This is a genomic window from Zarconia sp. (assembly GCF_057467645.1).
In genome coordinates, this window is record NZ_JBRJXU010000174.1 from 1 (window position 1) to 24,809 (window position 24,809).

The following is a 24,809-nucleotide window of genomic DNA, read 5'->3' on the forward strand; positions in this document are numbered from 1 at the left end:
GGAATGGGGAATGGGGAACGGGGAATGGGGAATGGGGAATAGGGAACAGGGAACGGGGAACGGGGAATGGGGAATGGGGAATAGGGAATGGGGAATGGGGAACAGGGAACGGGGAATGGGGAACAGGGAACGGGGAAAGGGGAATAGGGAAAGGGGAATAGGGAACGGGGAACGGGGAACTGAAAATTTTGAGGGGTTCGCGGACAAATTCTCTCCCTTGTCTCCCTTGTCTCCCTTGTCTCCCTTGTCTCCTTGTCTCCCCATCTCATTCCATCGATTCTCGATCGATAGCGGAGTTGGAAAATGGGGATTGTATCTCCGTCGTCTGTGGGGGTTGCGTCCAGTCCCATCCGGCGATCGCCATCAACGTCCACCAGTAAAACAGCATCGTGGTATGGTTCCAGAGGTTGCCCGAAATCATTCCCGCAAGCATCGCAATCAAAAACGCCACCATCACGAAACAGAGATTTCGTTGTGGACTTCCGGAGGCGGCAGAATGAGCCAGTTGAAGTAGTCGGGCGAATTGAGCGCCGATGAAGAGAACAAAGGATGTAAATCCGATGCTGCCTTGTTCGACCAAAAAGCGAACGTAATCGTTATGGGGCAGGGTATCGAAAATGCTCAAAGAGCCAGAAGTCCCCAGTCCGTATCCAAAGAGCGGTCGATCTTGCCAGTCTCGCAACAGATACACCCATTGGGCAATCCGCCAGTTGAAGCTATTGCCATCGGTCCACTGCAACAAGACCGCGCGAGACCAATCGATATCGGGATTGAGCAGAGGGGTGCCGTATAGGGAGTCCAGGCGTTCTCGTCCGAGGTCGGAACTAAAAAACAAACCCATCACCAGGGAGAAGAGCACCACTCCACCGATCAGGTTGGGGAGATTGAGCTTGGGGAGCAAAAAAGCGGGGACGAACGCCCCTAACATAATCAAACCTGTCAGAGACTTGCTACTGACCAAGAAAAACGCCAAGATCCCGAGCAAAATTAACCAGAGTAGTTTGCGATTGGCGTGTCCCACCCGCCACAGCGTCAGGGCCAGAAACATCAAGACAAAGGTGGCAAAGGTATTGGGATGTCCGAGGGTTCCGTTCATCCGCGACCCGGCTTCGATCGAGTATCCGCTTTCGTAGACGAGAAATGACGGCAGCATCGAAGGGGGTACGAGAACTTGGAGGAAGGCCGCCGAGATGGGGGCAACCAGGCTCAGGAAGAGTGCGGTCACCACTTGCTGGGGGGAGAGTCGTTCTTTGAGTTGCATCACGAGCAGATACCCCATAACCCAGGAAAATGTCCGCAGCCATTCGCGAAATGCACTCCCGAAAAACGAGCCGTCGAGTCCCAAGCCGCCCAAGGGCAAAAGAATCACCCACAAGCCTTGTAAGAGGGCCCATCCCGCGAAAAACCACCAGAATCCATCGACGTAGATCTTTTGTCTGGAGATCGACCGTCCGATTAGATAGATGATTACGATGAAGATGATGCCCATGGCACATGCCGATGGGGCTTGGTATTCGGAAAAGACATCTAAAGAACTGCGGATGACGAGCAATCCCAATACAGCCCGATCGAAATCTTTGCCGAAGAAGAAGAGGGCGGCAATGAGGATGGCGATGAGGGCGGGGAAAAGGGGTTGGGCGACGGATATCGATGCGATCGCCCCGCCCAAAAGAATTCCGACCATTCCAATGATGCCGACGATCCGATTGGAAGAGGGTTGCGGGTCGCGATCGAGCTTGATGTTTGACATATCGTATTCAGCGATCGGCTATCTATAATCAAAAACCGGGCAATTTCTAGCGGGTCGATCGGTGTTATGGCAGTTGTCATTCGAGTTAGCCTGCATTATTCATGAGGTTCGCTCGATATCGCGCCATCGCCTTGGCCGTACCAAGCAAGCTGGCAATTTACCCGAAAAACAGATGGTTTACGTGAGGTCGATCGGAGATCGGGAGCGATGACCTGCTTCCCCTGCTTCCCCCGCTCACCCCCACGAGTGTCCTCATTACGATGGCAATCGTCTCGACCTCAAAGGGTTTCCGAATGCCCTCCCACCGGTTGCCATCCACCTTGGGGGGGAGTTGGGGAAGAAGCAGAGCTGCGCTCGCTCCAGGATGTCGGGGGATGCTTTTCTTGGATCGTGACGGTTTCGTTCATCGCCACGCCCAACATGACCGCACCGCTCTTACAGGCTTCGGAGACTTCCCGACGGATCGTTTCTTTGGCGGTAAAGTTCGGTCGGACCACGACGATCGCCCCATCAGTCCACTGACTCAGGGTAGTGACATCGGCGCACAGACTCATAGTTGCCACATCGATCACGACCAAATCGTAATGGGCACTGGCATGGGCGAGCAGGGTTTTCATGGCTGAAGATTCGCTCGGTGCGGAGGGACGGCTCGATCGCTGACCGTAGGGCAAGAGATCTAAATTTTCGATCTGGGTCGATCGTACGGAATTGCGGAAGGATGCCGGGTGTTTGAGGGATTCCATCAACCCGGGATAGACGGGTTGGCTGAAGAAGTAATGTTGCAAAGGACTTTGCCAATCTGCATCGACGATCAGCGTCCGTCGACCGAACATGGCCGCAACGGCGGATAAGTGCAACACCACCGCCGATTTGCCTTCGGTGGGCATGACGCTACTGATGGCAATAATGCGGGGTTTGTCGGAAATGGGAACTTGTAGCACGGCGCCCGACGAACGACCGTTGGGAGACTCATGGGAACGCGACCCTCGGCGAAACCCCTTTGAATCGATGGTTTTGAGCAATCTTCGATAGGGTTCCACCTCCATAGGCGCGTTGAGAAAGTCTTCTAAATCCGAAACGCGAGCCAAGTCGGGGGGAAGCTCGGGTAACGCGCCCAACAGCGGCAGTCCCAAAAGATTTTCGGCTTCGACGCCATCTCGCAGTCGGACGTCGATAATTTCGAGGAAGAGAACGATGGCGATCGCGGCTACCGAACCGGCCGCCATTCCCAGCAGCAAGAAAACGGGGGGTTGGGGTGAGATCGCCTCGATGGGAACTTCCGCTCGACCGACGATTCGGAGATTGCCGATCAGTTGAGCTTCGGCAATTTGGGCTTCTTCGAGTTTGCCTTTCAACAATTCCAAGGTGGCTTCGGCTTCTTCCCGCTGACGGACGAGATGCGCCAGGGGTTGTCTCTGGGCGGGAAGCTGGGCGAGCCGATTGCGCAAGTTATTGACTTCCCCTCGCACGAGATCGAGCCGACTGGCCAGGGCTTGAGTCTCGATCTCGCCGATGGTGTAACGGGTCATTAAATCTTGGCTGACGGCATCGGACGCGATATCGCCCCTGGGACCGGCTTTGCGATTGGCATTGCCCCCGAGAGTCCGGGCGTACAGTTGCTGGAGTTGGGCGCGTTTGTCGAGCAGTGCCAGCATTTCCGGGTGTCGGTTCGTCAGCACGGACTGGCGATCGAGAATCGTCACTTCTAGCTCGTTGAGTTCTTTTTTCAAGGCTTGGAGTTCTTCATCTTGTCCGATGCGAACGGCGTTGTAGGCCGCCCGAGGACTCTTGACTCCTGTGACGCCTTCGAGCAAATCGTTGCGAGTGGAGGCTTCTTGCAACTGAGCCAGGAGGGCGCGCTCTTCTTGTTCGAGGGCGGCCAAACTATTGACCCAAGTCTGGGTTTGGACTTCGAGGGAGACGATTTCGTTGGCTTGTCGGTAATCGCTTTCGGCGTATTCGGCTTCTTGCAATCTTTGTTGCTGTTCGGGAATGCGGGATTCGAGAAATTCTCGCACCGCCGTGGCTTCCGAGCGAATGGTTTCGATATTTTCGGCAACGGCGGCCTCGGCGATCGCATTGAGCAATCCCGTCGCAATGTCTCGATCGCCATCGGTGTAGCTCAATTTCAAAATATTGGTGGCTGGAACGATCCGAACTTTGACCGCTTTCGAGAGTTTTTGGGTGGATGGCAGTTGCTCGACCGAGATAAACGAGGTTTGGGAAAAGTTCTCTAATGCTCGATCGAGAACCGCTTGTGACTTCACCAGTTCTGCTTGCGTGGCAATGGGATCGGCCGTCTTACTGGGCGTTTTGGTATTGCTATCGGTGAGCGCTTGACCGAGATTGGAAACGCTCCCTTCTTGCTCGACCACCAAGAGTCGGGCCTTGGTTTCATAGGTAGACGGTGTCATTGCCAGGTAGACGATCGATGCACCCACGGCGGAGGCAAACGCGGCTAATGCAACTCCCCAATGCCGCTTTAATGCGGATGCAGGGGACAACTCAAAGGAAGTTTTATCCATTACCGGGTTTAAATTTAAAGTTTTGTTTGTTACATCTTGACTTTATTCAATACTTGAATCTCAATTTAGCGAGATTAATCGATTGAAGTTAAGCCTATAAACGTGAGTCATCTCATCCCCAAAAAATCTTAATTTTTGTTGAAGTCGATCGAAATTCGAGTTTTCCAGTCTCAGCACCGGCTCGCACTTTAAACTTTTCTAAAGGACAAGACGTGACGATTCATGGAAGACGTAGACATTGCTATCTATGAAAGTCAAGGTCTCGTTCGACTTTTCATCATTTATCAAAAAATGATAAAAGGCTTAAGATTTTCTTTGATTTTCATTCATTGAGTCCGTAGGATTCATCCCACGACCCTCGAACGGATTGCCTTTTAATCTCCCTCGATTCTGGATTATTTACATTCTTTAAAGAAGCAAAGGTTAAGAATGGGTTATTAAAAGGTAAATCTATTGTAGCGTATACGTAAGTGATATCACGCAAACCTTACGGATTTTGTTAAGGAACCAGGCAATGCGTCAACCTATTCTGACCGTTTTCTATCAGTTCAATCCTTGGAATCCCAGTATTGGCGGGATTCAGACCTGCATTCGATACGTTCTCAAATACGCACCGTCAGAATTTAAACTGCGGTTGGTCGGTACGAGTAACGATCCGAAAACCCCCCTGGGACAATGGCAGAAAGCTCAGTTGTTCGATCGCACCTTTGACTTTATGCCGATCGTCTACGTCGCCAACGACAACATCCGCGGCCGCATCCCGACCACTCTTAAATACGCAATGGCACTGTGGGGACGCAAGTTCGACTCGGATTTCTTGCAATTCCACCGCTTAGAACCCACAGCCCTCACCTGGGGATGGTCGGGGTTCAAGATTTTTTACATTCACAACGATTTCGATCGCGCCATTAGCGGTGCGAGTCGGGAAGGCGGTATTTTTTGGCGGCGGTTTCCTCGGGTGTACTATGCTCTCGAGCGCATGTTAGTCCCTCGATTCGATCGCGTTCTTTCGTGCAATACCAAATCTGCCGAAACCTTTAAAACGCGCTATCCCCAAATCGCCGATCGCATCTCTTACCTTCCCAATACCGTCGATGGCGAGATTTTCTACCCCCTGAATGCCGACGAACGCCATCGAGGTCGAGTCGAACTGGCGCGAGAACTCAACCTGCCCGAAGCCACCCGCTTCATTCTCTTTGCCGGTCGCTTGCATCCTCAAAAGCAACCCCTCCTACTGGCGCGAACCATCGCCGCACTTCAGGTGGAAAACGCCCACCTGCTGGTGGTGGGTCAGGGGGAACTCGAAGCGGATATGCGAGCGGAAACCGAACGATTGGGAATCGGCGATCGCGTTACCTTCCTCGACCCCATGGAACAAGCTAAACTCGCCCGCCTGTACCAAATTTCCAGTCTCTTTGTCTTAACCAGCGCTTACGAAGGTCTGGCACGAGGTTCGATCGAATCCCTCGCCTGCGGCACTCCCGTGGTGACCACCCGCGCCGGCGAAACCCCCAACTTTCTCACCCCCGATAGCGGTATCGTCTGTGACGAGCAAACTCCAACGGCGATCGCCCGATCGCTCGAACGGGTGCTCGAACATCCCGAACTGTACCCAACCGAGGTGTGCGTAAAAGTCGCTCGACCTTACAGCGCATCTCATGTCGTCAGTGGGATTTACCGCGACCTGCTCGAGGAGTGGCAACGCCAACAAAGTGTCTTACCCGATGCTCCTTTGAGGGAGAGTGCTAGCTTCTAGTGCGTGGGAGGAGCTGGGGGAGAGAGCGGTCAGTTTAAGTTTGGGCTGTTCTAGAGCAGTCGCCAGGATCGCGCTTGATACTCCTGTATTTTTACGGATATCTATTCTGCCGCTATCCCCCAGCAACGTCGGCTTATCCTCGTCATGTCAGCGCTTAGGGAATCGAGGTCAACGACCGTATCGTCTGTCGGCATGGCTGTTCTACTATGCAACTCGGTTAAAATAGAAAGCGGCGATCGCAATTAGGCCCAGCAAGACCAGCGGAACCCAGAGATTTGGCAGATCGGAAAGTGTCATCGAGATCGATAATAAGGCTATCGAGCGGTAGGGGATTTACCGATGATAGCGTCAGAACGGGTGACATGGCTGACAGAACGCACGGAACTGGGGATTCTTTCGGTTGAGATTTTGCAAGAAATTGCGGATGTACTCGAACCTCGCACTATTGCCGAACACGAAAACTTAACCGTCGAAAATACTCCTCCAGAAGCACTTTACATCCTCGAACGGGGTAAACTCCAGCGACAATGCGCCACCGGCCCCTGTTGTTTGCTGCCCGGTTCGACGATCGACTTGCAAGCGTTTTTACTCGACGATCCCAGCCTATATACAATTACCGCTCTGTGCGAGTCGCAAATTTGGGCGATCCCGGCCGATCGATTTCGCTCCATTCTCGATCGATACCCAGAAATTGCCCGCGCCTACCAACAACAACTCGTCGAAAATCTCGATCGCGTCTCCGAAGAACTGGCCTACGAACGGGAACGCCAAGCCCAATTGCGCCCCTATCTGGTTCCCAAAGCACGACGGGGGGTTGTCGGCACCAGTCGCTATGCCGTCCGCTTGCGCCAACAAATCCGGCAAGCGAGCAAAGATCGCCATCCGGTATTGATTTTCGGCGAACCCGGATTGGAAAAAGACAATCTTGCCGCTTTGGTTCACTACAGTTCCGACTGGCGGCGAGAACCAGTTATCCAACTCACCAGCGGGCTGTTGCAAAGCAGTGGGGCGGAACTGTTCGGTCGCGCGGGGGGAAAGCCGGGGGCGATCGAATGGGTGGGAGAGGGCACGATCGTTCTCAATAACATCCACGATCTGCCGGAGGAACTTTGCCCTCAAATCGCCCAGCTTCTCGAAACCGGAACCTATACCCCCGTCACCCGCGACCCCCAAACACCAGCGGAACCCCGTCTGTGTCGCGCCCACATCGTTTCGATTGCCGAACGGACGATGCCTCAATTCGATCGCTTCATTGCGCATAAAATCAAAGTTCCCCCGCTGCGGGTGCGCAAAACCGATATTAAAGCCCAAGCCGATTACTACATCAGCGTCTACTGTCAAAACCGAGGCATCCCCAAACCCTGCATCACCCCAGAAGCCTTGCGCCGGTTGCAAGCGTACGATTTTCCCAATAACCTGCGGGAGTTGAACGATCTGATCGAACGGGCGATCGTTCAAGCAGAAGGCGCATCCGTCCTTACCGAAGAACTCTTGTGGTCGGTGTCGACTCCCAAAAATCGGTTTCGCTTCAACCTCCTGGCGGGCTATCCCAAATTCCGACACTTTCTGCGCAGTTCCCTGTGGCCCGATGGCATCAACTACGGCATCACGAGTTGGTTCTTTGCCCTGGTGGTAGGGATTCTATTTCTCGGGCCCCAAACCCGCAATACAAATTTTGCCTTGAATCTCTTTTGGGCCTGGTGGTGGCCCCTGATTCTCCTGGGTTTTCCCGTTATCGGTCGCCTGTGGTGTTCGGTCTGTCCGTTCATGATTTACGGGGAAATCGCTCAAAAACTGTCCCTGAAGTTCTTTCCCCGTCAACTCAAACGCTGGCCCCGCCAGGAAGCGGATAAATGGGGAGGCTGGTTTCTCTTCGGGTTGTTTACCCTCATTTTTCTGTGGGAGGAACTGTGGCATCTGGAGAATACCGCTTATTTATCCAGTTGCCTGCTGCTGCTGATTACGGCTGGGGCGGTGATATTTTCCCTGATTTTCGAGCGTCGTTTTTGGTGTCGTTACCTCTGTCCCATTGGTGGCATGAACGGGTTATTTGCCAAACTCGCCGTCACCGAACTGCGGGCACAAAAAGGGATTTGTTCGGCCGAATGCACCACTTACCAGTGTTACAAAGGTGGCCCCGAGAAGGGGGAAGGTCAAGAAACAAATGGGTGTCCTCTCTACTCCCATCCGGCCCAACTCGAAGATAATCGAGACTGCGTATTGTGCATGACCTGCCTCAAAGCCTGTCCCCATCGATCGGTCCAACTGAATTTGCGTCCCCCCGCCATCGAACTGTGGACGACCCACGTTCCCCGCAGCTACGAGGTGGCACTATTGGGGCTACTGTTAGGAGGGATTTTCTTGCACCGCTTGCCCGAAATTAACACCCAATTGGGGTTAGATGTGGATTTAAGCCAATTCTGGCCGCACTTGGGGTTCTCGATGGCGGCGTTAATTGTGCCATCGGTGGTGCCGTTGTTGGGATACGGGGCGATCGTACTGTTGCATCGCATCCGGGGAACCTTCAAGGCGCGATCGTTTATCGAGATTGCTTATGGGTATTTACCCTTAGTTTGGGGAGGCAGCCTCGCCCATTACCTCTATTTGGGGTTGGGGGAAGCCGGACGGATTATTCCCGTCACGGTGGCAACGTTTGGCTGGCAAGGGGAGGGGTTGCCAATTTGGGTGGTGCATCCAGCTGCGATCGCCTTTTTGCAAGGAACCACCATTGTTCTCTCCACGATCTTTAGCATCCTCCTGACCCAAAAGATCGCCCGTCAATCTTTTCGATCGCTCTTACCCCAACATCTAGGGGCGATCGTCCTCGCGTTTGGGTTATGGTCGATTATCGTCGGACAATCTTGAACAGTAGAATTGGGAACGGAAAATAGATTGAAAGAAGCAAACATCGAGTAAGGGGTTGAGCTTCTAATTCACATTAGACGTAATTCACATTAAGAATCATTGCTAATTCTCTCTTCCATCTTCCCCCTCTCTCTTGTCTCCCTTGTCCCCTTGTCCCCTTGTCCCCTTGTCCCCCTAGTCTCCCTGGTCTCCCTTGTCCTCCCCTCGATACTGCATGATAACCACCGGAATTCGCAGCAAAAGTCGACCGAGTTGAGAAATGCCAAACTTGAATTGGAGCGATCGCGGCAGTTCGGTCCAAGCAATGGGACGGAATCCAAAGCGTGCGTAAAATTGGGCGAGTCGATCGCCCAGACATTCGAGATACAAGGGTTTTGTGGCTTGCTCGACCAGATGTTGCGTCAAGTAAGTGCCCAAGCCGCGACCGCGCCACGCCGGCAGCACCACCAGGCTACCCAACTCTTGGGCTTGGGAAAATTCTCGTAACTGGGCGCAAGCGACCACATTGCGATCGCATTTGACGATCCAAAATTGTTGCCAGCGTAACTGAGTTGGATCGAGTTTTGCCCCCAGAACCATTTTCCGAATCGATCGGATATCGGATGCTGTGGCCCGGCCAATTATACACCCAGTTGGTAAGGATATTGAAAGGTCTTCTATCATATTACAAATTCTTTAATTTGAGCGATCGTTTTTTTATTTGAGACTTTACGGAAGAGGTTATACTTTGCCTGTATGGAAAAAATATAACCCCTTGATAAACGCTCTTTTTTGATTGAAATTAAAATTGTAAAAATGATTTTTGTCACTTTAAACACACAATCCAAAAATCTAATTTTTCCAAAGTTCTCTCAAAGTTTTTTTTGAGGTAATTGATGCTGTTTTGGTGTGAATTGGACGGTATATTTATAAGAATGGGTACTTTCACGGATGCGGTTTAGGCTAAATATAGTAGAGTTTTAGCAATAGAGAAATAAAAAATCCGTATTTTTCTCGTCTCAACGGCTCGTGGGTGCTCGCAGTTCGCTCCAATAAGTACGGAAATCTCAAGAAACCTCAGCTCTCTAGATTCAGCCGAGAAACAATCTAGAGCATCGGAGCCATGCCGATGGGGTTTTAGCCAATTTTCCCTTGACAACTATTCGATCGACGCTCGCGGGATGCGAACGAAAACTCCAACGAGCCAGAACCTTCGTTTGGCCCAAATCGCCGATCGATCTTCATACTCCTGTCTCAATCCAAATGAAAAGCGATCTTTATCTGACGTCTATTAGCTCCAGACCTTCATCCTACACGGTTAAACCCACCCAAGTGACCGATCGTGCCGCACTCAAAGGGCGCACGTTTCGAGCATTATTTATCATGGGACTCGTCAGCCTCGGACTGGGAATATGCAGCGCGCGGATCGCTCAACTCCAACTCGTAGAAGGCAAAGAACACCGAGCTGCGGCTGAAGACAATCGAGTGCGACTCGTCCCCGTTCCCGCCGCGCGAGGCAACATTCTCGATCGCAACGAGAAACCCATTGCCACCAGTCGCCTCTCCCGATCGGTCTATCTGTGGCCGAGGCAGCAATCTCCCCGAGAATGGCGGGTAACGGCCGCTCAGTTGAGTGCGATCTTGGACATGTCGACCGATGAGATCCTCCAACAATTGGAAAGAGCGGGTTTTTCGGCAAATGTCCCCGTCAGAATCAGTCGCGATATCGATCGAGAAACTTTCATCACCCTGAGCGAACGCATTCGGGAATTCCCCGGATTAGAGGTGCGCGGGGACTCCAGCCGCTTCTATCCCCATCAAACCCTCGCCGCGCACCTGCTCGGATACATTGGCGAGGCAACGGAAGAAGACTTGAAGGAAAACCCCGACTATCCCATGGGAATGCTGGTCGGCAAAATGGGCATCGAACGCGCGGCTGGAGAACGATTAGATGGGAAGTGGGGGAACCGACTCATCGAAGTTAATGCCAAAGGAAAGGAAATTCAAGAGTTAGGAACTCAAGAAGCCGAAGCGGGAACGACGCTCAACCTCACCCTCGATTTAGAACTTCAGCAAACCGCTCAAAAAGCCCTGGGAAATCGACGGGGTGCGGCGGTCGTCCTGGATGCCAAAACCGGTGCGGTACTGGCGATGACCAGCGCTCCCACCTTCGATCCCAATATCTTTACCCGTCGCGTGGCTTCCTCGGAGTGGGAACGCCTCCAAGGCGCGGATAAGCCGTTTCTCAACCGCGCTCTACAGGGCTATCCCCCCGGTAGTACCTTCAAAATCGTCACCTCAGTCGCTGGCATCGAGTCCGGTCAGTTTTACCCCGATTCCGTTCTGGGAACCTCGTCTTACATCACTGTCGGGGGGACACAATTTCACGAACACAGCGGCGGCTACGGCGTCATTGGTTTTCTCGACGCCTTAGCTTACAGCAGCAATACCTTCTTCTATCAGGTCGGCATGGCTTCCGGTCCCGAGGAAATTGCCAAATGGGGCAAGATCTTGGGAATTGGCACGACGGATTTAGAGTTACTCGGACTCGAAGGGGGTTTTCCCGGTTCTCTGCCGACCCCCGAGGAGAAAGAAGAACTCTACGGCGAACCCTGGTATACGGGAGATACGGTGAGTATGTCCATCGGTCAGGGGTTGGTGTTAGTCACCCCCCTGGAACTCGCCGTGATGGTTTCGACGGTGGCCAATGGCGGCATGCGGGTTAAACCCCACATTCGCGTCGAGCAGACAAATACCCCCGAAACCGCACCGGAACCCACGGGGATCGCACCGGCAACCCTAGAAGTGATTCGCGCCGGACTGCAAGCTGTGGTGGAAAGCGGTACGGCACGGTCGCTTAACGATGGTTTGATTCCGCTCACTGCGGGGAAAACCGGAACGGTGGAAGTTCCCGGTCAAGAAGATAACTCGGTGTACGTGGCCTACGGCCCGGCAAGCGACCCCGAAATTGCGATCGCTGTTGTGGTGGAAGAAGGCGGATACGGCTCGAAAGCTGCGGCCCCGATCGCACACGAATTGTTTAAAACCTATTTTGGGGTGGCATCCGAACCCGCGTCAGAGTCGTCGAGTTCGTCAGAACCGGAGTGATGCGGCCTCAGAGTCCTTCGAGACTCTCGCATTTCACCCGCGCGGCAAACAACGGGATAAATTGAAGGTGGCGGGTTTCTTTCGGCTTTGTTTCGAGGAGGAAAGCGAAAGAAATCCGTCTGATGAAATGAGAAGATACCGTCGAGAACCATCGAGTAATTGTTGCTCCAACTCTCGATGCAGGGCGATTAAATCACTTTCAGCCAGCCACGCCGGGTTGCGTGAAGCAAGCGTTCGATCGTACTTTGTTCGTCTCGGGTGACCGATTGTTCGAGCAGCTTTTCTCTGAGCTGCTGCTGCTCGATATCCGTGAGGCAACCGGTGTTCCAGGCATGGGCAAATAATTCTTCAAGGGAGACCTGGGAGCGATCGAGAAACATTTCCATTTAAGCCTGTAAAACTCTGTGCTTATTAATATCCCCCCTGATGAAGAGTTTGACAGCGATCGAAACCTCGACAATAGAGGATCTTCATCGGAATATAAAGTGAGATATAAACAGCCAAGGTGCGATCTCGTTCCAACTCACCATGCGATCGCGATCGCATGTTCGCGGGTCGGGTGTCGTACTTCCTGGCGAGGGACTAAAGCTTGGCTGCCGTTTGCCTGACCTCTTCTGTGGGGATGCCGCTTCGATTTGACAGGTGTTTTGGGGTCATCAACATCTTTCCATCCCAACAACCATATTTGAGAAGCCAGCTGGTCGGACACATTTCTCTCGAACCCAACCACCGATGACTCAGATCTGCAAACGGAGGATACAGAACAATCATTCGCGCGATCGTCGTCACAAATGACCGTAACGGTTCTTCGACAGGATGATTTGTCTAGAGGATTACTGGACTTGGGTTCGACCGCTACCCCTCGATCTTCATCCTAAATTATCGCCATCGCCATCGCAAGGGCGGACACTGGTGAAGGTGGGTTTCGGGAGCTTTGGAAGCGTCCGGAGGCGGCGGGGGAAGACTTCAGCAGAATTACACAATGGGCTTGTGTTGTCTTAATATCGAATGGCAACTGCGATCGAGTGCCTTCGCGAACCACCAGGAAATTCACTCTGGTGTTGTCTGCTTGCTCTCCCCCCGCTCAAATCTAGCGGAATCAAAAACCTATCCTCGAACGAGATGCGGAGGATGGGGCAAAGTCACCGATTTCTATTCCCCATTCCCATCAACCCGAATAGGAGTTGCCGATGCGATCGACAAACACATTTTCCGAAAGGGGCAATCGACCCGGATCGAGACGAGGTTCGGCAGCATAACCCACGGGGATGAGAACGGCGATCGCCAAATCCGGATCGTCCGTTGCCCCAATAACAGCTTTGACTTTATCTTCGACAAAACCGTTCATAAAACAGGTCGCCAACCCCAAACTTTCGGCCGCCAGCACCAAATGCGTCGCCGCGATCGTCGCATCTTTGACAGCGTACTCGCGATTTTTATCCCCCAATCCCGTCTGAAATTGAGGAACGACGGTTTTAAAATATTCGATGGTTTCTGCCGGCCACGCTCCATTTTCGCGGGCGGCGTCGTAAATGGGGGTTTGGTCTTTTTTCCAAGCTGCCGCATCTGCCCCGAACACGAACGTCACCGGGGCTTGAACGATTTGCTGCTGGTTGAAAGCCGCCCCCGCCAAGGCAAGCCGTTGGGCGTTATCTTGCACCACAACGATACGCCAATCCTGAAGGTTCCAGCTACTCGGTGCCGCTACTGTCAGTTCTATTAATTGTTTGAGTAACTCTGGAGAAATCGGATCGGGTTTGAAACTTTTAATCGAACGACGCTGGCGGATTGCCGCAGGCACGTCTAACGGATTGGTTTGTAAGTTTGGATTGCTCATTTTAGCGATCGGTGCGAATAAGGAACGGGAAAGGCTATGACGCGGAAATGAAGAGATGGGAAGAGGGGAGAAGGAAGTGAATTTTGAATTTTTAACTTTTAATTTTTAATTCTCTTCCCCTCCTCCTAAGCCGATGCTCGACAATCGCAATTTAGCATCGATTTTAAGCTCCATGCCCACCCCGCCGCGAGCAATGTCAGCACCCCCGTCACCCAAAATGGGGTACCGTAGCCCAGGCTGACGAGTACGCCCGCCACAGCCGGTCCCAACGCATTAGAAATACTCAGGTAGGAGGCATTGATGCCTTGAATTTCTCCTTGTTCGCGATCGCTGGTATTTGCCGATAAAATCGCCGAGATTAAGGGCATCGGAAAGGAGTTCGCCACCCCCAACCAACACACCAAACCCACGAAAATCGGCAGCACGGGGAATGCGGGGAGTGCGAGGAATGCCAAGCCCCGTGCGGCAATGGCAGCAACGAGAACGTTGGCGAGATTAAATCGTTGGACGATCGGTCCGACGGCAAAAATTTGGGTGAGAACTCCCAGCACACCGAACAGGGTAAACATGACCGCCAAATCCTTGGCATCGCGATCGAGAACGTTGAGGAAAAAGGGCTGAAAGGCAAAGGTGAAAATCGTAAACGTAAATCCACTGGCAAACGTCAGCAAGAAAACCCGACCGAGTTGCGGATGCTTTGCCGATCGCAGAATTTTCCCAAAACCGAACATTTTCCAACGCCATTGGAAGGGTTCTCGCGCGGGTAGGGTTTCTGGAAGACAGAATACGGTCAGTGCCGTTGCCAATGCTGCGATCGCCGCCCCAGCAAAGAAACTCATCCCCAAGGGAGATACTCCGGGAAACGTGGGTAAGGTTTGGGCAAAGTAACTAATGGCCGGACCGGTGACGAAACCCAAGCGAAACGCCGCATCGAACAAACCGAAGGCTTTCGCTCGATCTGCCGGGGTGGTGGTATCGCTAATGACGGCTTTGGCGATCGAACTATTTCCCCCAGTCAAACCGTCCAAAATCCGCGCGAAATAGAGCAATCCGGCAACAGGGGCGATGCTGGCGAGTAGATTGGCCAGTACCGTTCCCAGAAGACTCACCACCAATAGCGGCTTGCGCCCGAGAACATCGGAGAGACGACCGAGAACGGGGGTGGCGACAAATTGGGAGATGGCATAAACCGCGGTCAGCAAGCTGGCTTGAAAGTCGCTGAGTCCGAATTCTCGGGCGTAGGGATAGAGGATGGGAATAATGATGGTGAAGCTGACGGAGTTGATAAAGGCAATCGATGCCACGATCCAAAATTTGAGCGGCAGGTTGAATTGGGCTTTGAGGTTTTGGAAGCTCATAAATTGCGATCGTCCACCATCACGATTCTCAAATGCCATTACTCAGGGCGATCGTCGATAACGGGATAATCCGTATATCCCACTTCTGCTGGTTGTCCCTCCCGCCCGTAAAAGGTTTGAGGATTCGGTTCGTTTAAGGGGGCATCGAGTTGGAAGCGATCGACTAAATCCGGATTCGCTAGATACAGTTTGCCAAAAGAAACCAACTCGGCTTCCTCAGACTCCAGAACGGCATTGCCTTTGGCTTTGTCGTACCCCCCATTGGTGACGATCGCGCCGTGGTACGTCGAGCGGAAAACCGGCAAAACGGGATTGAGGACGTCCCGGGTGGCTAAATCGATCTCGTTGGGTTCCATCAAATGCAAATAGGCGAGGTTGAAGCGGTTGAGGGCTTCGATGAGGTAGCCGAAGGTGCCTTGGGGATTCGAGTCGGACATGCCGTAGAAGGTGTTGCTGGGGGAAAGTTTGATGCCGACGCGATCGCCTCCCCACACGCTCGTTACCGCTTCGACGACTTCTAGAGGAAAACGCGCCCGATTGGTAATCCCTCCACCGTATTCGTCCGTGCGCTGGTTGGAACCGTCCTGAAGAAATTGGTCGATGAGATAGCCGAATGCCCCGTGCAGTTCCACGCCATCAAACCCGGCATCCATTGCATTTTGCGCCCCCTGACGAAACTGCTCGACGATTTCGGGAATTTCTGAGGTTTCTAGGGCGCGCGGCGTTTCGATTTCGACTTTGCCAATGGGGGTATGGAGTTGGCCGGTTGGAGCGATCGCGCTGGGGGCGACGGGCGGTTCCCCGTCGAGTAAAGACAGGTGGGACACGCGCCCGCTATGCCACAGTTGCAAAAAGATTTTCCCACCCTGGCTGCGAACGGCTTCGGTCACTTGCTTCCATGCTTCTACCTGTTCGTCGGTGTAAATCCCCGGACAGTTGAGGTAGCCGCGAGACAGGGGAGACACCATCGTACATTCGGTGACGATGAGACCGGCCGATGCTCGCTGGGCGTAGTAGCTGGCCATCAACTCCGTCGGCACGGTGTCATTCGCCCGCAGGCGCGTCATCGGGGCCATCACCATCCGATTGGATAACTGATGGGAACCGAGCGTTATGGGGGCGAACAAATCGGGACTCATGAGGTAAATCTTGGCGATCGAACGGTTAGGGTTATGATGGCTGGAGACCCGACACCCCCGCAAGTAGGTACTTTCAAGTTAGATAGGAACCCAATGGTGCGCAAGCCAATTCACAATATCCCAGAACCGGAAATCTTCACCCTCGATTGCCCCACGCAACAAGTTTTAGATATCGTCTCGAGTAAATGGAGCGTTATCGTTCTTTATTGCCTCACCTTCGGAACGAAACGTTACAACCAACTGCAAGGCAAAATTGAGGGAATTTCCCAAAAGATGCTCACACAAACACTGCGTAATTTAGAGCGTAATGGGTTGGTGAAACGTCAGGTTTTTCCCGTAGTGCCGCCTCGGGTGGAATACTCGCTGACGGATTTGGGAGAAACCTTAGTCGATCCCCTTTGCTTGCTAGCGGACTGGGGGAATACTTATATCGAAGAGGTGAAATTGGCTCGCGAACGCTACGATGACGATAGCGAGACGCAAGCTTAGCTGTAACCACCTACCAACGTGCGGCAATTTCTTCGTGCAGGACTTTACTCTTCCAATATTCGTTATGAACCGTCGTCGTTCGATCGCCGATATCGGTGTAAATATCTTCAACCGCCGGCGAGTCTTCCATGAGTTCCGTCACCGGCCAGGCAATAAAGTCATCTTTATCCCAAAAGTTGAGCCAACGCGCTCCGGGCAAAGGATTTCCAAACCCTTCAGGATTGCGATCGAATCCATAGTAACTGGAGTTTAACTTATTGCCGTTTGCGAGAATTTCGAGCACTGCATTACTGCGAAATGCCAGCATCGAAATGGGCGAACCGAAGGTGATTAAGCGACGAACTCGAAGCTTGCCGGTTTCCGCCAGATGCCGCAGTTTCCGGAAATCCTCGACGCGATCGGCCGTTACATCGTAGCGTTCGATTTCAATAAACTCGTGCTGTTTGAGAATTTCTTGCGGGGCAAACAGATAGAACAGAAAGTCAAAAGCCACAACCGAGCCGGCACTATGACCTAATAATGTCAGAGAGATGGGTTCGTCGTTTTCTAGAGGTTGGCGAATCGATTGCAGAATTTGAGCGGCAATGGTGGCGCGGATGCTATTTTTACCATCTCGAGAGGCGTAGTAACACATATCGGAAAACCCTTTAATCGTGAGTTCCCTCAAGGATTTGAGCATCAAGCGAACGGGATTGGCCGTCCAATCGCGGACATCTTCAATCTGTGGAAAAACGCGCTCGGCAAATTTCTCTTGAGCAACCGCTAGAAGGCGATCGCCCTCAAAAGAAACCTGGGTGTCATAATGCCATCCCCATTCCACATCACAGCGATTGGCACTCACCCAATCCGCTCGATGGGGAAAGTCTCGTTTCACTGCGGTTACGCCATTGTGGAGGCTGTTATAGGTTTCGCGATGATTTTGATTGTTCTCTTGCGATACACCATGAATGTAAATGAGATATTCGTTAATTTTTTCAAACATCTGTTTCGAGCCTAAAATCGTTAATTTTTGAGTGTATAGCAGTTCGCGCTGGTATCATGACAGATTTTCAGTCATGGGGAACGGGGAATGGGAAAAACCGATTTTTTCAAGAGTGTAAATAAACTGATGACGAAGCGCTATACGAGAAATTTGTCGGGTCGTGCAATCACTGGTATGAGAGCACAGCTTCCGCCAGACAGACTGCCGACTAACCCTTCCGGGGGTCTACCTCAATCCAATACGGGCAGAGCGCTATACCTGCAAGATATGGCAACGGTCACATTCATGAGGGTGCCCGTATTTGCCAGGGTGGGAAGCAAGAGGAACTGGGGGAGGCGAGCGAAGAAATCCTTAAAATCGGTCGCTCTCGATCGAACTTAGATGGGTGGATGCTTGTTTGGGCACCTCCCAAATTTCACTGCAATCGCCCTCAGCACTCAAAATTTTGTAACCTGTAAAAGCTCGGGTTACTTCAAATTGAACCCATCACCCGAAGTGAGAGCCACTGAAGGGGTCTTGTCAGCCATCTTTGCCTGAAGAAAAGGCGATCCCCTCTGCAAGATTAGAGAGGTCGATCGCCTTTTGCTTCGCGATTAAAGGTTGTGAAAAATCTAGCTCGCTTGCAATCGCGAGTTAATATCGAGCGCACGAGTTCTATGCACCGCGCGATCTCGATCCCCATCAACTTTTAGTCTATATGACCCGCACCTCGAGCCGATTTTGTCGATTCGAGACCGGTCGAGCGTTCCCAGCGTTCTTCAAAGATGGGATGCGCTAAAGAACACGCCGACCAGCTACTTTCTACAGGAACATTCATCATTTGACAATGACCTCCTCGCCGGCCAACAGGTCTATAATGCTGACAAAAATAACACGTCGTTAAGGATTGCCGGCCTTGCAGCGAAGATGCCATATTCAATTCTCCTGATGGAAAAACTTTCTTCAGGAATTGTAAAAGGATTCTTTGAGAAGTCCGTGTAATTTTAAGCCGGAATTAAGAATTACTGACACAATTCGATCGAATCGTATCAAGCAATACTTTTTGTTAAGATGGCATGGATTTTTCGACGCTTCCGGTTTGAAAAACGCGACCGATCACTTCTTCAATTGGGGGATCGGTGACCGTTAAATCGAGGACTTCCAACTCCGCTAAAATGCGAGAGATCGTCGCGGTTAAAGTGTCTCGTTTGACTAACCAGCGTACGGATTGCCCTTCAAGACATTCAATTTCGCCGTAGGGGGTCAATTCGTTTTCGGTTTTAGAGCAAGCCAGTTCGACTTTGACTTCGCGATAGGGGGCAAAACGCTCTAACAATCCTTCTAAGCGACCGTCGTAAATCAGCTGACCGGCATAAATCAAAATCACTCGATCGCACAGTGCCGTGATATCGGCCATGTAGTGACTGGTGAGCAAAATCGTCGCCCCCGTGCGGCGGTTATATTCTCGCAAAAACTCCCGCACGGCAACCTGAGCGTTCACATCCAAACCGAGGGTGGGTTCGTCTAAAAATAAAACCTGGGGTTGGTGCAACAGTGCTGCGAGGAGTTCGGCTTTCATGCGTTCCCCTAAAGAGAGTTTGCGCACCGGTTGAGAGAGTTTGCCTTCAAGGGACAATAACTCGGAAAGTTCGGCAAGGCGATCGCGAAAGATGCGATCGGACAAACCGTAAACGGCACCGTTAATGCGCAGGGAATCTAAAGCCGGTAAGTCCCAAATGAGCTGTTGCTTTTGCCCCATCACCAGGGTGATTTTTTGCAGGAAGGGTCGAGCGCGATCGAAGGGTACGCAATCGGCCACGCGCACCTTTCCACTAGAGGGATGAATCAAACCCGTCAGCATTTTCAGGGTGGTGGTTTTTCCCGCACCGTTGGGCCCGAGAAACCCCACCACTTCGCCGGGTTCGATTTGAAAAGACACCTCTCGAACGGCCTGCACTTGACGGTAGGTGCGGCGAAAGAAGTGGCGCAAAGTCCCTTTCAAGCCGGGTTCCTTGACGGCGACGGGATAGACTTTGCTGAGGTTTTGAACGTCGATAATCGGTTGCAAGTGTTTTCCTCGATCGATATTTGGGAGTCAATGGACATCTGGAGGGAATGGGGAATGGGGAACGGGGAATGGTGTCTTGAATTATTCTCCTCTCCCTTGTCTCCCCCCTCTCCCTTGTCCTCCTTGTCTCCCCCCCCCTCTCCCATATCTTCTTCCAATTCCCAAACACCTAGAGCCAGTTTCCAATCAAAATAAAGGGAGACCAGAAAAAGGGATGGTTGAAATCCGGCTGGGCGATGAGAGACAGCTGAGCTTGTCGGAGGGCTTCGGCGCGACCGATTCCCGGCTGTTGGCGCAACTGCTGGTATAACTCCTTCATCAGTTGAGCGGTGGACTCGTCGCGCACGGCCCACAGGCTGGCAACGGTACTGCGCGCGCCCGATCGCACCGCCAGTCCGGCCAATCCCAAGGTGGCGCGATCGTCGCCTTCTGCGGTTTGACAAGCGCTCAACACCAGCAATTCCACCGGGTTGGTCGTCCGTCCTTCTCGGGTTTGCAGCACTTCGCCAAACTCCTTCACGTTGACCCGATCGTTCCAGGTCAGCAAAAAGGTCTCTTCCGCTGAGGAGCTAAATTGAGCGTGGGTCGCCAAATGGACGATATCGAAGCTTGTATTCGAGATTTTATTCTGCAGGTTCGTGCGGGTGAAGGCTTCGTTGAGAAAAACGTCGGCGGATAGTTCTTGTTTGAGTTTGGCCACTTCTCCAGCAACGGCCGGTAACGCGACAAATCCCTGACGAGCTTCGGTGAGTCCCCCTGCCAGGGCGCTGAGTTGGGTTTGTTCGAGCGATCGCGCCCCGAGTAGCTGCAAACCTGGCGAAATGGCGACCCGGTATTTTTCGATCAGGTAGCGCTCTCCGTCGTAGAGGGCACTCATGGGTAGGTTGCGCAAAAACCCTTCGGGAACGAAGACTAAGGTTTCGATGTCTGCGGCCGCGAGATCGGCTTCGGCCGGTCGAATCAGCCAGTTATAAACCTGCTCGGATAGAGCCAGACGGTCTTGGGTTGAATAGGCTAAATGGAGAGATTCAAAGAGGGTTTGGAGGGTGTTTTCGACTTCCGCAATCGGCACGGCCGTGGCGTAGTGGCGCAGAGAGCGACCGGGTAGGGATAGAACCACCTCAATGCGATCGGGCAAGACGATGGGGTAAATGACAGCCGCGTGAGGATCGATGTCGTCGATTTCGATGGCTTTGGTTCTCAAGCAATCTTCCCGAAAGAAGTTATCCAACTCGGCTAGTTGCAGGGTTTCGATGGCGACGCGCGCTTGAATTAAGTCTTCTGGGGTCGCATCGGGACTCAGTAACAAGTCGACGAGTTGGCGGTAAACGGGTTCGACTCGATCGCGAAAGGAAAATTGCAAGTCGGTATCGATGGCCACTAAGTCCCGACGCAGGGTCTTGAGGAGCTTGACGGATTCGGTATAGCTCGCGAGGGCGGTTTGGCGTTCTCCTTGAGCTTTCAGGATGCGACCCAGTTGCCAGTGCCAGCGATAGGACAAATCCGAGGCACTCAAACCCTGGGCAATGGCCAGAGCTTGTTCCGTCAGTTCTTGGGCGTCGGAAAAGTTGCCCCGAATTTCGTAAAGCCGTCCGAGTTGACCGATGGCGTAGGATTGAGACCGCCGATCTTGCAGTTTCCGAGCTTGGGCGACAGCATCCGCTAAGAGGCGGGCGATTTGGCGATCGTTGGCGACCAGGGGTTCCCTGGTCGCGCTGACGCTACCGATTCGCATCAGGCTTTGAGCGAAATTGATACGGGCGTTGACGCTCATGCGGGAGGGAGGTAACTCCGAAATAAATTCGTCGATCGTCGGCACCAATGCGATCGCCACATCCCACTGTTCGGCGCTGATGAGTAAGTTTAATTGGTTCAGCAACAATTCCACCCGTTCTAGGAGGGTTTGGCTTAACTCCGTCGCTCGTTGGTAGTAAATCAGTGCGGCTCGATAATCGTTGCGATCTCGAGCGGTATTGCCCAGACCCAGTAGGGTGGCGCGCATCTCGGGGGTGAGATTGAGGGCTTCGGCAATGGCTAAACTTTGCTCGAGTTTCTCTTGGGCGCGCTCTAAATTACCGATCGCCCCCAGGGTTGCCCCCAAACTCCGCAATCCATCGGCTTTGAGGGGGGAATCGGGTTCTGAAGCGAGGGTGGCGTTGACCTGTTCTAAGAGTTCTTGCGCTCGCAGGTACTGCCCCAAGGTTTGCAAAGCTTGAGCGCGATCGATCTGGCTGCCGATGATGCCCGCGGTATCTCCCGCTCGCTGGTACGCGGCTTCGGCTTGCTGCCAACTGTCTAAGGCCGATTCGACCTGTCCGGTGGCTAAATCGAGAGACCCTTGAAAGTTAAAGGATTGACCCAACACAGCGGCAACGGTCCCATCGTCTTCGGGAAATTGAGCCAGAAGTTCAAAACTGCGGGCAATGGCGTTGCGGGCCTCTTCCCACTGGTTTAAGTCCTGATAGGCCAGGGACAAGTAGTTTTGCGCCAGGGCGAGGTTGAGTCGATCGTCTCGTTCTCGATAGGTTCGAGCCGCTTCTTGCCAGCGCTCCACGGCGCTCGAGAGTTGTCCGGAAAAGTACAGTTGCTTGCCAGCTTCGATGGGCGTGGGAGCAAGTACGGAAAGCTGTGACTGGCGGGCTGCGGCGGGGAAAACGGTCGTAACGAGTAACAGCGTTAGTAACCCCAAGACGAGATTAGCGAGAATTTTTTTAGATAGCGAGTTGAGTTTGGCCCTCACACCTTCTGTACCGAACTAGATTGGACTCCTCTATTTTACCAACCTCGGTGTGCCTCTGGGTTTGAGCCTGTTCGGCTTAGAGCTTCTCTTGGGCTCTAAGTTTGTCGGATACCCTCGAGTCTCGAATCGGATGCGCGAGCGCTGTTCTAGTGCCGCTACGGGTCATTAAAAATGCCGATCTCATGCAGCTTTTACCGGTTGAGAACTCGGTCATGATTTCTGCGGTATTGCACTAGGGTGCCGGTTTCTTTCAGCCTTGAACTTCGGGGGAAAGACCCGGAGGGCAAACACCGGAAATGTTGGTGCCCACATCGTTGGCCCAGGCTTTGTAATCGACGAGCAACTGACGCATCAAGCGCTGTTCGATGGTTCGCAGAACGCTCATGAGTAAAGCATTCCCCGCCCCTTCGAGGATGGGCTTCGGGGTCAGCCACAATGCCGGAGGCAGCTCGACGCGGACTTCGAGATTGGCTCGACCTTTGAGGTAAGTCATGTCGCGTCCCTGACAGGGCACCAACTTACCGACTAAATTGAATTTAAAGCGCTTTTTGAGGTATTCGATACCCCGCAATTCGCACTCCGACGATTGCAAGTGGACGGTGCCGTTGGTTTCCGCCCAAATTTTTAAATCTACCGTGGGCTGAATATTGAGCATCATAAAACTCAACGGCCGAACGTAAATTCGAAAGCGATCGCCACCGAGTCGCTCTAAGCGCGTGGGATCCACCAGGGCGTTCACTAAACGTTGAGGTTGACGCAGGTAATGCTGAATGGGAACCGGTTGCTCCGGTACGGCGATTTCAGCTGGCAAAGACGCAAAAAAGCGGGTATACATGGGAAGATATTGAATGGCAACAGCATGAAACGCTTGTTACTACAAATTTTACAATTCTTCAGATTTCTTTGCAAGAAAGATGTGAATTGAATATCAAAGTAACATAAACGTAAAAAAGCAGAAAGTCAAGATTTTTTGATAAGTTAGAGAAACTTTCTTCATCATTGCGCCACGCGCAACTTTTTAGGACGTCACCCATTGATTTGGGCGCGCGAATTTCTACGGTCTTATTCCTAATTCTGTATTGAAGATTTTAGGAGGTAAATATTAAGTGTCGCATCCGGTTAACTCGCCATCGAGATTAATAGAGGTCTGGTAAAAATCAAAAATCAGATCGAACTCTATGCCGAAGTCATCAATGTCTTCTGGCTTTCCCCCTTAACCCTTTTCCCTGCCGAGGTCTAATCTCTCCGGATCGATAGGAAATCCCAGGTTATGACGATTTTAATTGCCCATTTAGGACCCGCCGGTACTTATTCAGAAGCCGCAGCACTGGCCTACACCGATCGGTTAAAGTTACATCTCGATGGCTCGTATCCATTGAAGCCTTACGGAAGTATTGCCCAAACCTTACAAGCCGTGGATCGAGGAGAAGTGCAACTTGCCGTGATTCCCGTGGAAAACTCCTTAGGGGGCAGCGTAACGATGGCCCTCGATACCCTATGGCAACTCGAGACTCCAGTCGTGCAGCAGGCACTCGTACTGCCGATTTCCCATGCTTTGCTTTCCCAGGCAGAGGCGCTGTGCGATTTGCAAGTGGTCTACTCTCATCCCCAGGCTTTGGCTCAGTGTCAAACCTGGCTGGAAAACCACTTACCCGCAGCTAAGCTACTCTCGACGCAATCCACCACCGAAGCGTTGCAAAAAACCCATGCCGATCCCACCATGGGTGCGATCGCCTCTCGTCGCGCCGGTCAGTTATACGACGTGCCGATTCTCGCCTACCCCATTAACGATCGCCTCGATAACTGCACGCGGTTTTGGGTGGTATCTCACAAGGAATTCGACCTGGGCTTCGAAAGTTCTCCAGAAGAACCCCATTACGTTTCTCTGGCATTGAGCCTACCGAACAATTTGCCCGGTGCCTTGGTACATCCCCTACAGGTATTGGCCGAGCGCGGCATTAACATGAGCCGGATCGAATCTCGTCCCGCCAAGCGTTCGCTGGGTGAGTATTTGTTTTTCATCGATTTTGAAGCCAACGGCGATCGCCACCACTGGGAAGATGCCCTCAAAGAACTCGCAACCCATACCGAGATTTTAAAAGTGTGGGGGCATTACAGCGTATGGCACTTTCGCGATTGAGTTGGCTTTGGGAGCAGGGGGAGAGGGAGGACGCGGTGACGCGGAGAGGGCAATATGGGTTCTATAAGGAAGATGAATTTTCCCCACACCCCAC

The 24,809-nt window shown here is 52.5% G+C and carries 18 protein-coding genes; 5 read left to right on the forward strand and 13 right to left on the reverse strand.

Features of this window, described 5'->3' with window-relative positions; genetic code table 11:
* Positions 1-265 precede the first annotated feature (265 nt).
* Together AC2215_RS25945 and AC2215_RS25950 are read right to left on the reverse strand one after the other, a co-directional pair.
* Positions 266-1,750: an O-antigen ligase family protein gene (locus AC2215_RS25945; protein WP_486812931.1), complete on the reverse strand. Its 1,485-nt coding sequence runs from the start codon at positions 1,748-1,750 to the stop codon at positions 266-268.
* 278 nt (positions 1,751-2,028) lie between these two features.
* Complete coding sequence (locus tag AC2215_RS25950) at positions 2,029-4,275, reverse strand: GumC family protein (RefSeq protein WP_486812932.1); 2,247 nt, start codon at positions 4,273-4,275, stop codon at positions 2,029-2,031.
* Between the two features lie 514 nt (positions 4,276-4,789).
* On the opposite strand from AC2215_RS25950, the gene AC2215_RS25955 reads away from it, so the two are divergent.
* Complete coding sequence (locus AC2215_RS25955; protein ID WP_486812933.1) at positions 4,790-6,031, forward strand: glycosyltransferase; 1,242 nt, start codon at positions 4,790-4,792, stop codon at positions 6,029-6,031.
* 339 nt (positions 6,032-6,370) lie between these two features.
* Positions 6,371-8,896, forward strand: coding sequence for an AAA-type ATPase lid domain-containing protein (locus tag AC2215_RS25960; RefSeq protein ID WP_486812934.1), 2,526 nt, complete (start codon positions 6,371-6,373; stop codon positions 8,894-8,896).
* Between the two features lie 174 nt (positions 8,897-9,070).
* Here the strand turns inward: AC2215_RS25960 and AC2215_RS25965 are convergent, their stop codons facing one another.
* Positions 9,071-9,475 (reverse strand): GNAT family N-acetyltransferase, encoded by a 405-nt coding sequence (locus AC2215_RS25965; protein WP_486812935.1) that lies wholly within the window; start codon positions 9,473-9,475, stop codon positions 9,071-9,073.
* 663 nt (positions 9,476-10,138) lie between these two features.
* On the opposite strand from AC2215_RS25965, the gene mrdA reads away from it, so the two are divergent.
* Positions 10,139-11,983 (forward strand): penicillin-binding protein 2, encoded by a 1,845-nt coding sequence (mrdA, locus tag AC2215_RS25970; protein WP_486812936.1) that lies wholly within the window; start codon positions 10,139-10,141, stop codon positions 11,981-11,983.
* 188 nt (positions 11,984-12,171) lie between these two features.
* On the opposite strand, the gene AC2215_RS25975 is transcribed toward mrdA, so the two are convergent.
* The 5 genes from AC2215_RS25975 to AC2215_RS25995 form a co-directional block, all read right to left on the reverse strand.
* Positions 12,172-12,369, reverse strand: a complete 198-nt coding sequence (locus AC2215_RS25975) for a hypothetical protein (RefSeq protein ID WP_486812937.1) — start codon at positions 12,367-12,369, stop codon at positions 12,172-12,174.
* A 137-nt stretch (positions 12,370-12,506) separates the two neighbouring features.
* Entirely contained in the window at positions 12,507-12,692 is a 186-nt protein-coding gene (locus AC2215_RS25980; protein WP_486812938.1) for a hypothetical protein, read from the reverse strand.
* Positions 12,693-13,151: 459 nt separating this feature from the next.
* The gene (locus AC2215_RS25985; RefSeq protein WP_486812939.1) at positions 13,152-13,820 is read right to left on the reverse strand and encodes a nitroreductase family protein; all 669 of its coding nucleotides are present in this window, start codon (positions 13,818-13,820) and stop codon (positions 13,152-13,154) included.
* Between the two features lie 125 nt (positions 13,821-13,945).
* Positions 13,946-15,217, reverse strand: coding sequence for an MFS transporter (locus AC2215_RS25990; protein WP_486812940.1), 1,272 nt, complete (start codon positions 15,215-15,217; stop codon positions 13,946-13,948).
* Positions 15,217-16,317 (reverse strand): alkene reductase, encoded by a 1,101-nt coding sequence (locus AC2215_RS25995; protein WP_486812941.1) that lies wholly within the window; start codon positions 16,315-16,317, stop codon positions 15,217-15,219. The genes AC2215_RS25990 and AC2215_RS25995 overlap by 1 nt, the downstream gene beginning before the upstream one ends.
* 93 nt (positions 16,318-16,410) lie before the next feature.
* On the opposite strand from AC2215_RS25995, the gene AC2215_RS26000 reads away from it, so the two are divergent.
* On the forward strand, positions 16,411-16,806 hold the full coding sequence (locus tag AC2215_RS26000) for a winged helix-turn-helix transcriptional regulator (RefSeq protein ID WP_486812942.1): 396 nt from the start codon (positions 16,411-16,413) through the stop codon (positions 16,804-16,806).
* A gap of 10 nt (positions 16,807-16,816) precedes the next feature.
* Here the strand turns inward: AC2215_RS26000 and AC2215_RS26005 are convergent, their stop codons facing one another.
* The 5 genes from AC2215_RS26005 to AC2215_RS26025 form a co-directional block, all read right to left on the reverse strand.
* Positions 16,817-17,788: a hypothetical protein gene (locus AC2215_RS26005; protein ID WP_486812943.1), complete on the reverse strand. Its 972-nt coding sequence runs from the start codon at positions 17,786-17,788 to the stop codon at positions 16,817-16,819.
* A gap of 688 nt (positions 17,789-18,476) precedes the next feature.
* Positions 18,477-18,608, reverse strand: a complete 132-nt coding sequence (locus tag AC2215_RS26010) for a hypothetical protein (RefSeq protein ID WP_486812944.1) — start codon at positions 18,606-18,608, stop codon at positions 18,477-18,479.
* Positions 18,609-18,833: 225 nt separating this feature from the next.
* The gene (locus tag AC2215_RS26015) at positions 18,834-19,835 is read right to left on the reverse strand and encodes an ABC transporter ATP-binding protein (protein WP_486812945.1); all 1,002 of its coding nucleotides are present in this window, start codon (positions 19,833-19,835) and stop codon (positions 18,834-18,836) included.
* A gap of 169 nt (positions 19,836-20,004) precedes the next feature.
* A complete protein-coding gene (locus AC2215_RS26020; protein ID WP_486812946.1) occupies positions 20,005-22,575 on the reverse strand; it encodes a CHAT domain-containing protein in 2,571 nt (856 codons plus the stop codon).
* 250 nt (positions 22,576-22,825) lie between these two features.
* Positions 22,826-23,410, reverse strand: coding sequence for a DUF1997 domain-containing protein (locus AC2215_RS26025; RefSeq protein ID WP_486812947.1), 585 nt, complete (start codon positions 23,408-23,410; stop codon positions 22,826-22,828).
* 435 nt (positions 23,411-23,845) lie between these two features.
* Between AC2215_RS26025 and pheA the strand changes: the two genes are divergently transcribed.
* Positions 23,846-24,715: a prephenate dehydratase gene (pheA, locus tag AC2215_RS26030; protein ID WP_486812948.1), complete on the forward strand. Its 870-nt coding sequence runs from the start codon at positions 23,846-23,848 to the stop codon at positions 24,713-24,715.
* Positions 24,716-24,809: the final 94 nt, after the last annotated feature.

What these genes read in the sequence shown, in the direction of transcription:
- AC2215_RS25945 (WP_486812931.1), bottom strand. Translation starts at nt 1,750, where the DNA reads ATGTCAAACATCAAGCTCGATCGCGACCCGCAACCCTCTTCCAATCGG.
- AC2215_RS25950 (WP_486812932.1), bottom strand. Translation starts at nt 4,275, where the DNA reads ATGGATAAAACTTCCTTTGAGTTGTCCCCTGCATCCGCATTAAAGCGG.
- AC2215_RS25955 (WP_486812933.1), top strand. Translation starts at nt 4,790, where the DNA reads ATGCGTCAACCTATTCTGACCGTTTTCTATCAGTTCAATCCTTGGAAT.
- AC2215_RS25960 (WP_486812934.1), top strand. Translation starts at nt 6,371, where the DNA reads ATGATAGCGTCAGAACGGGTGACATGGCTGACAGAACGCACGGAACTG.
- AC2215_RS25965 (WP_486812935.1), bottom strand. Translation starts at nt 9,475, where the DNA reads ATGGTTCTGGGGGCAAAACTCGATCCAACTCAGTTACGCTGGCAACAA.
- mrdA (WP_486812936.1), top strand. Translation starts at nt 10,139, where the DNA reads ATGAAAAGCGATCTTTATCTGACGTCTATTAGCTCCAGACCTTCATCC.
- AC2215_RS25975 (WP_486812937.1), bottom strand. Translation starts at nt 12,369, where the DNA reads ATGGAAATGTTTCTCGATCGCTCCCAGGTCTCCCTTGAAGAATTATTT.
- AC2215_RS25985 (WP_486812939.1), bottom strand. Translation starts at nt 13,820, where the DNA reads ATGAGCAATCCAAACTTACAAACCAATCCGTTAGACGTGCCTGCGGCA.
- AC2215_RS25990 (WP_486812940.1), bottom strand. Translation starts at nt 15,217, where the DNA reads ATGGCATTTGAGAATCGTGATGGTGGACGATCGCAATTTATGAGCTTC.
- AC2215_RS25995 (WP_486812941.1), bottom strand. Translation starts at nt 16,317, where the DNA reads ATGAGTCCCGATTTGTTCGCCCCCATAACGCTCGGTTCCCATCAGTTA.
- AC2215_RS26000 (WP_486812942.1), top strand. Translation starts at nt 16,411, where the DNA reads ATGGTGCGCAAGCCAATTCACAATATCCCAGAACCGGAAATCTTCACC.
- AC2215_RS26005 (WP_486812943.1), bottom strand. Translation starts at nt 17,788, where the DNA reads ATGTTTGAAAAAATTAACGAATATCTCATTTACATTCATGGTGTATCG.
- AC2215_RS26010 (WP_486812944.1), bottom strand. Translation starts at nt 18,608, where the DNA reads ATGATGAATGTTCCTGTAGAAAGTAGCTGGTCGGCGTGTTCTTTAGCG.
- AC2215_RS26025 (WP_486812947.1), bottom strand. Translation starts at nt 23,410, where the DNA reads ATGTATACCCGCTTTTTTGCGTCTTTGCCAGCTGAAATCGCCGTACCG.
- pheA (WP_486812948.1), top strand. Translation starts at nt 23,846, where the DNA reads ATGACGATTTTAATTGCCCATTTAGGACCCGCCGGTACTTATTCAGAA.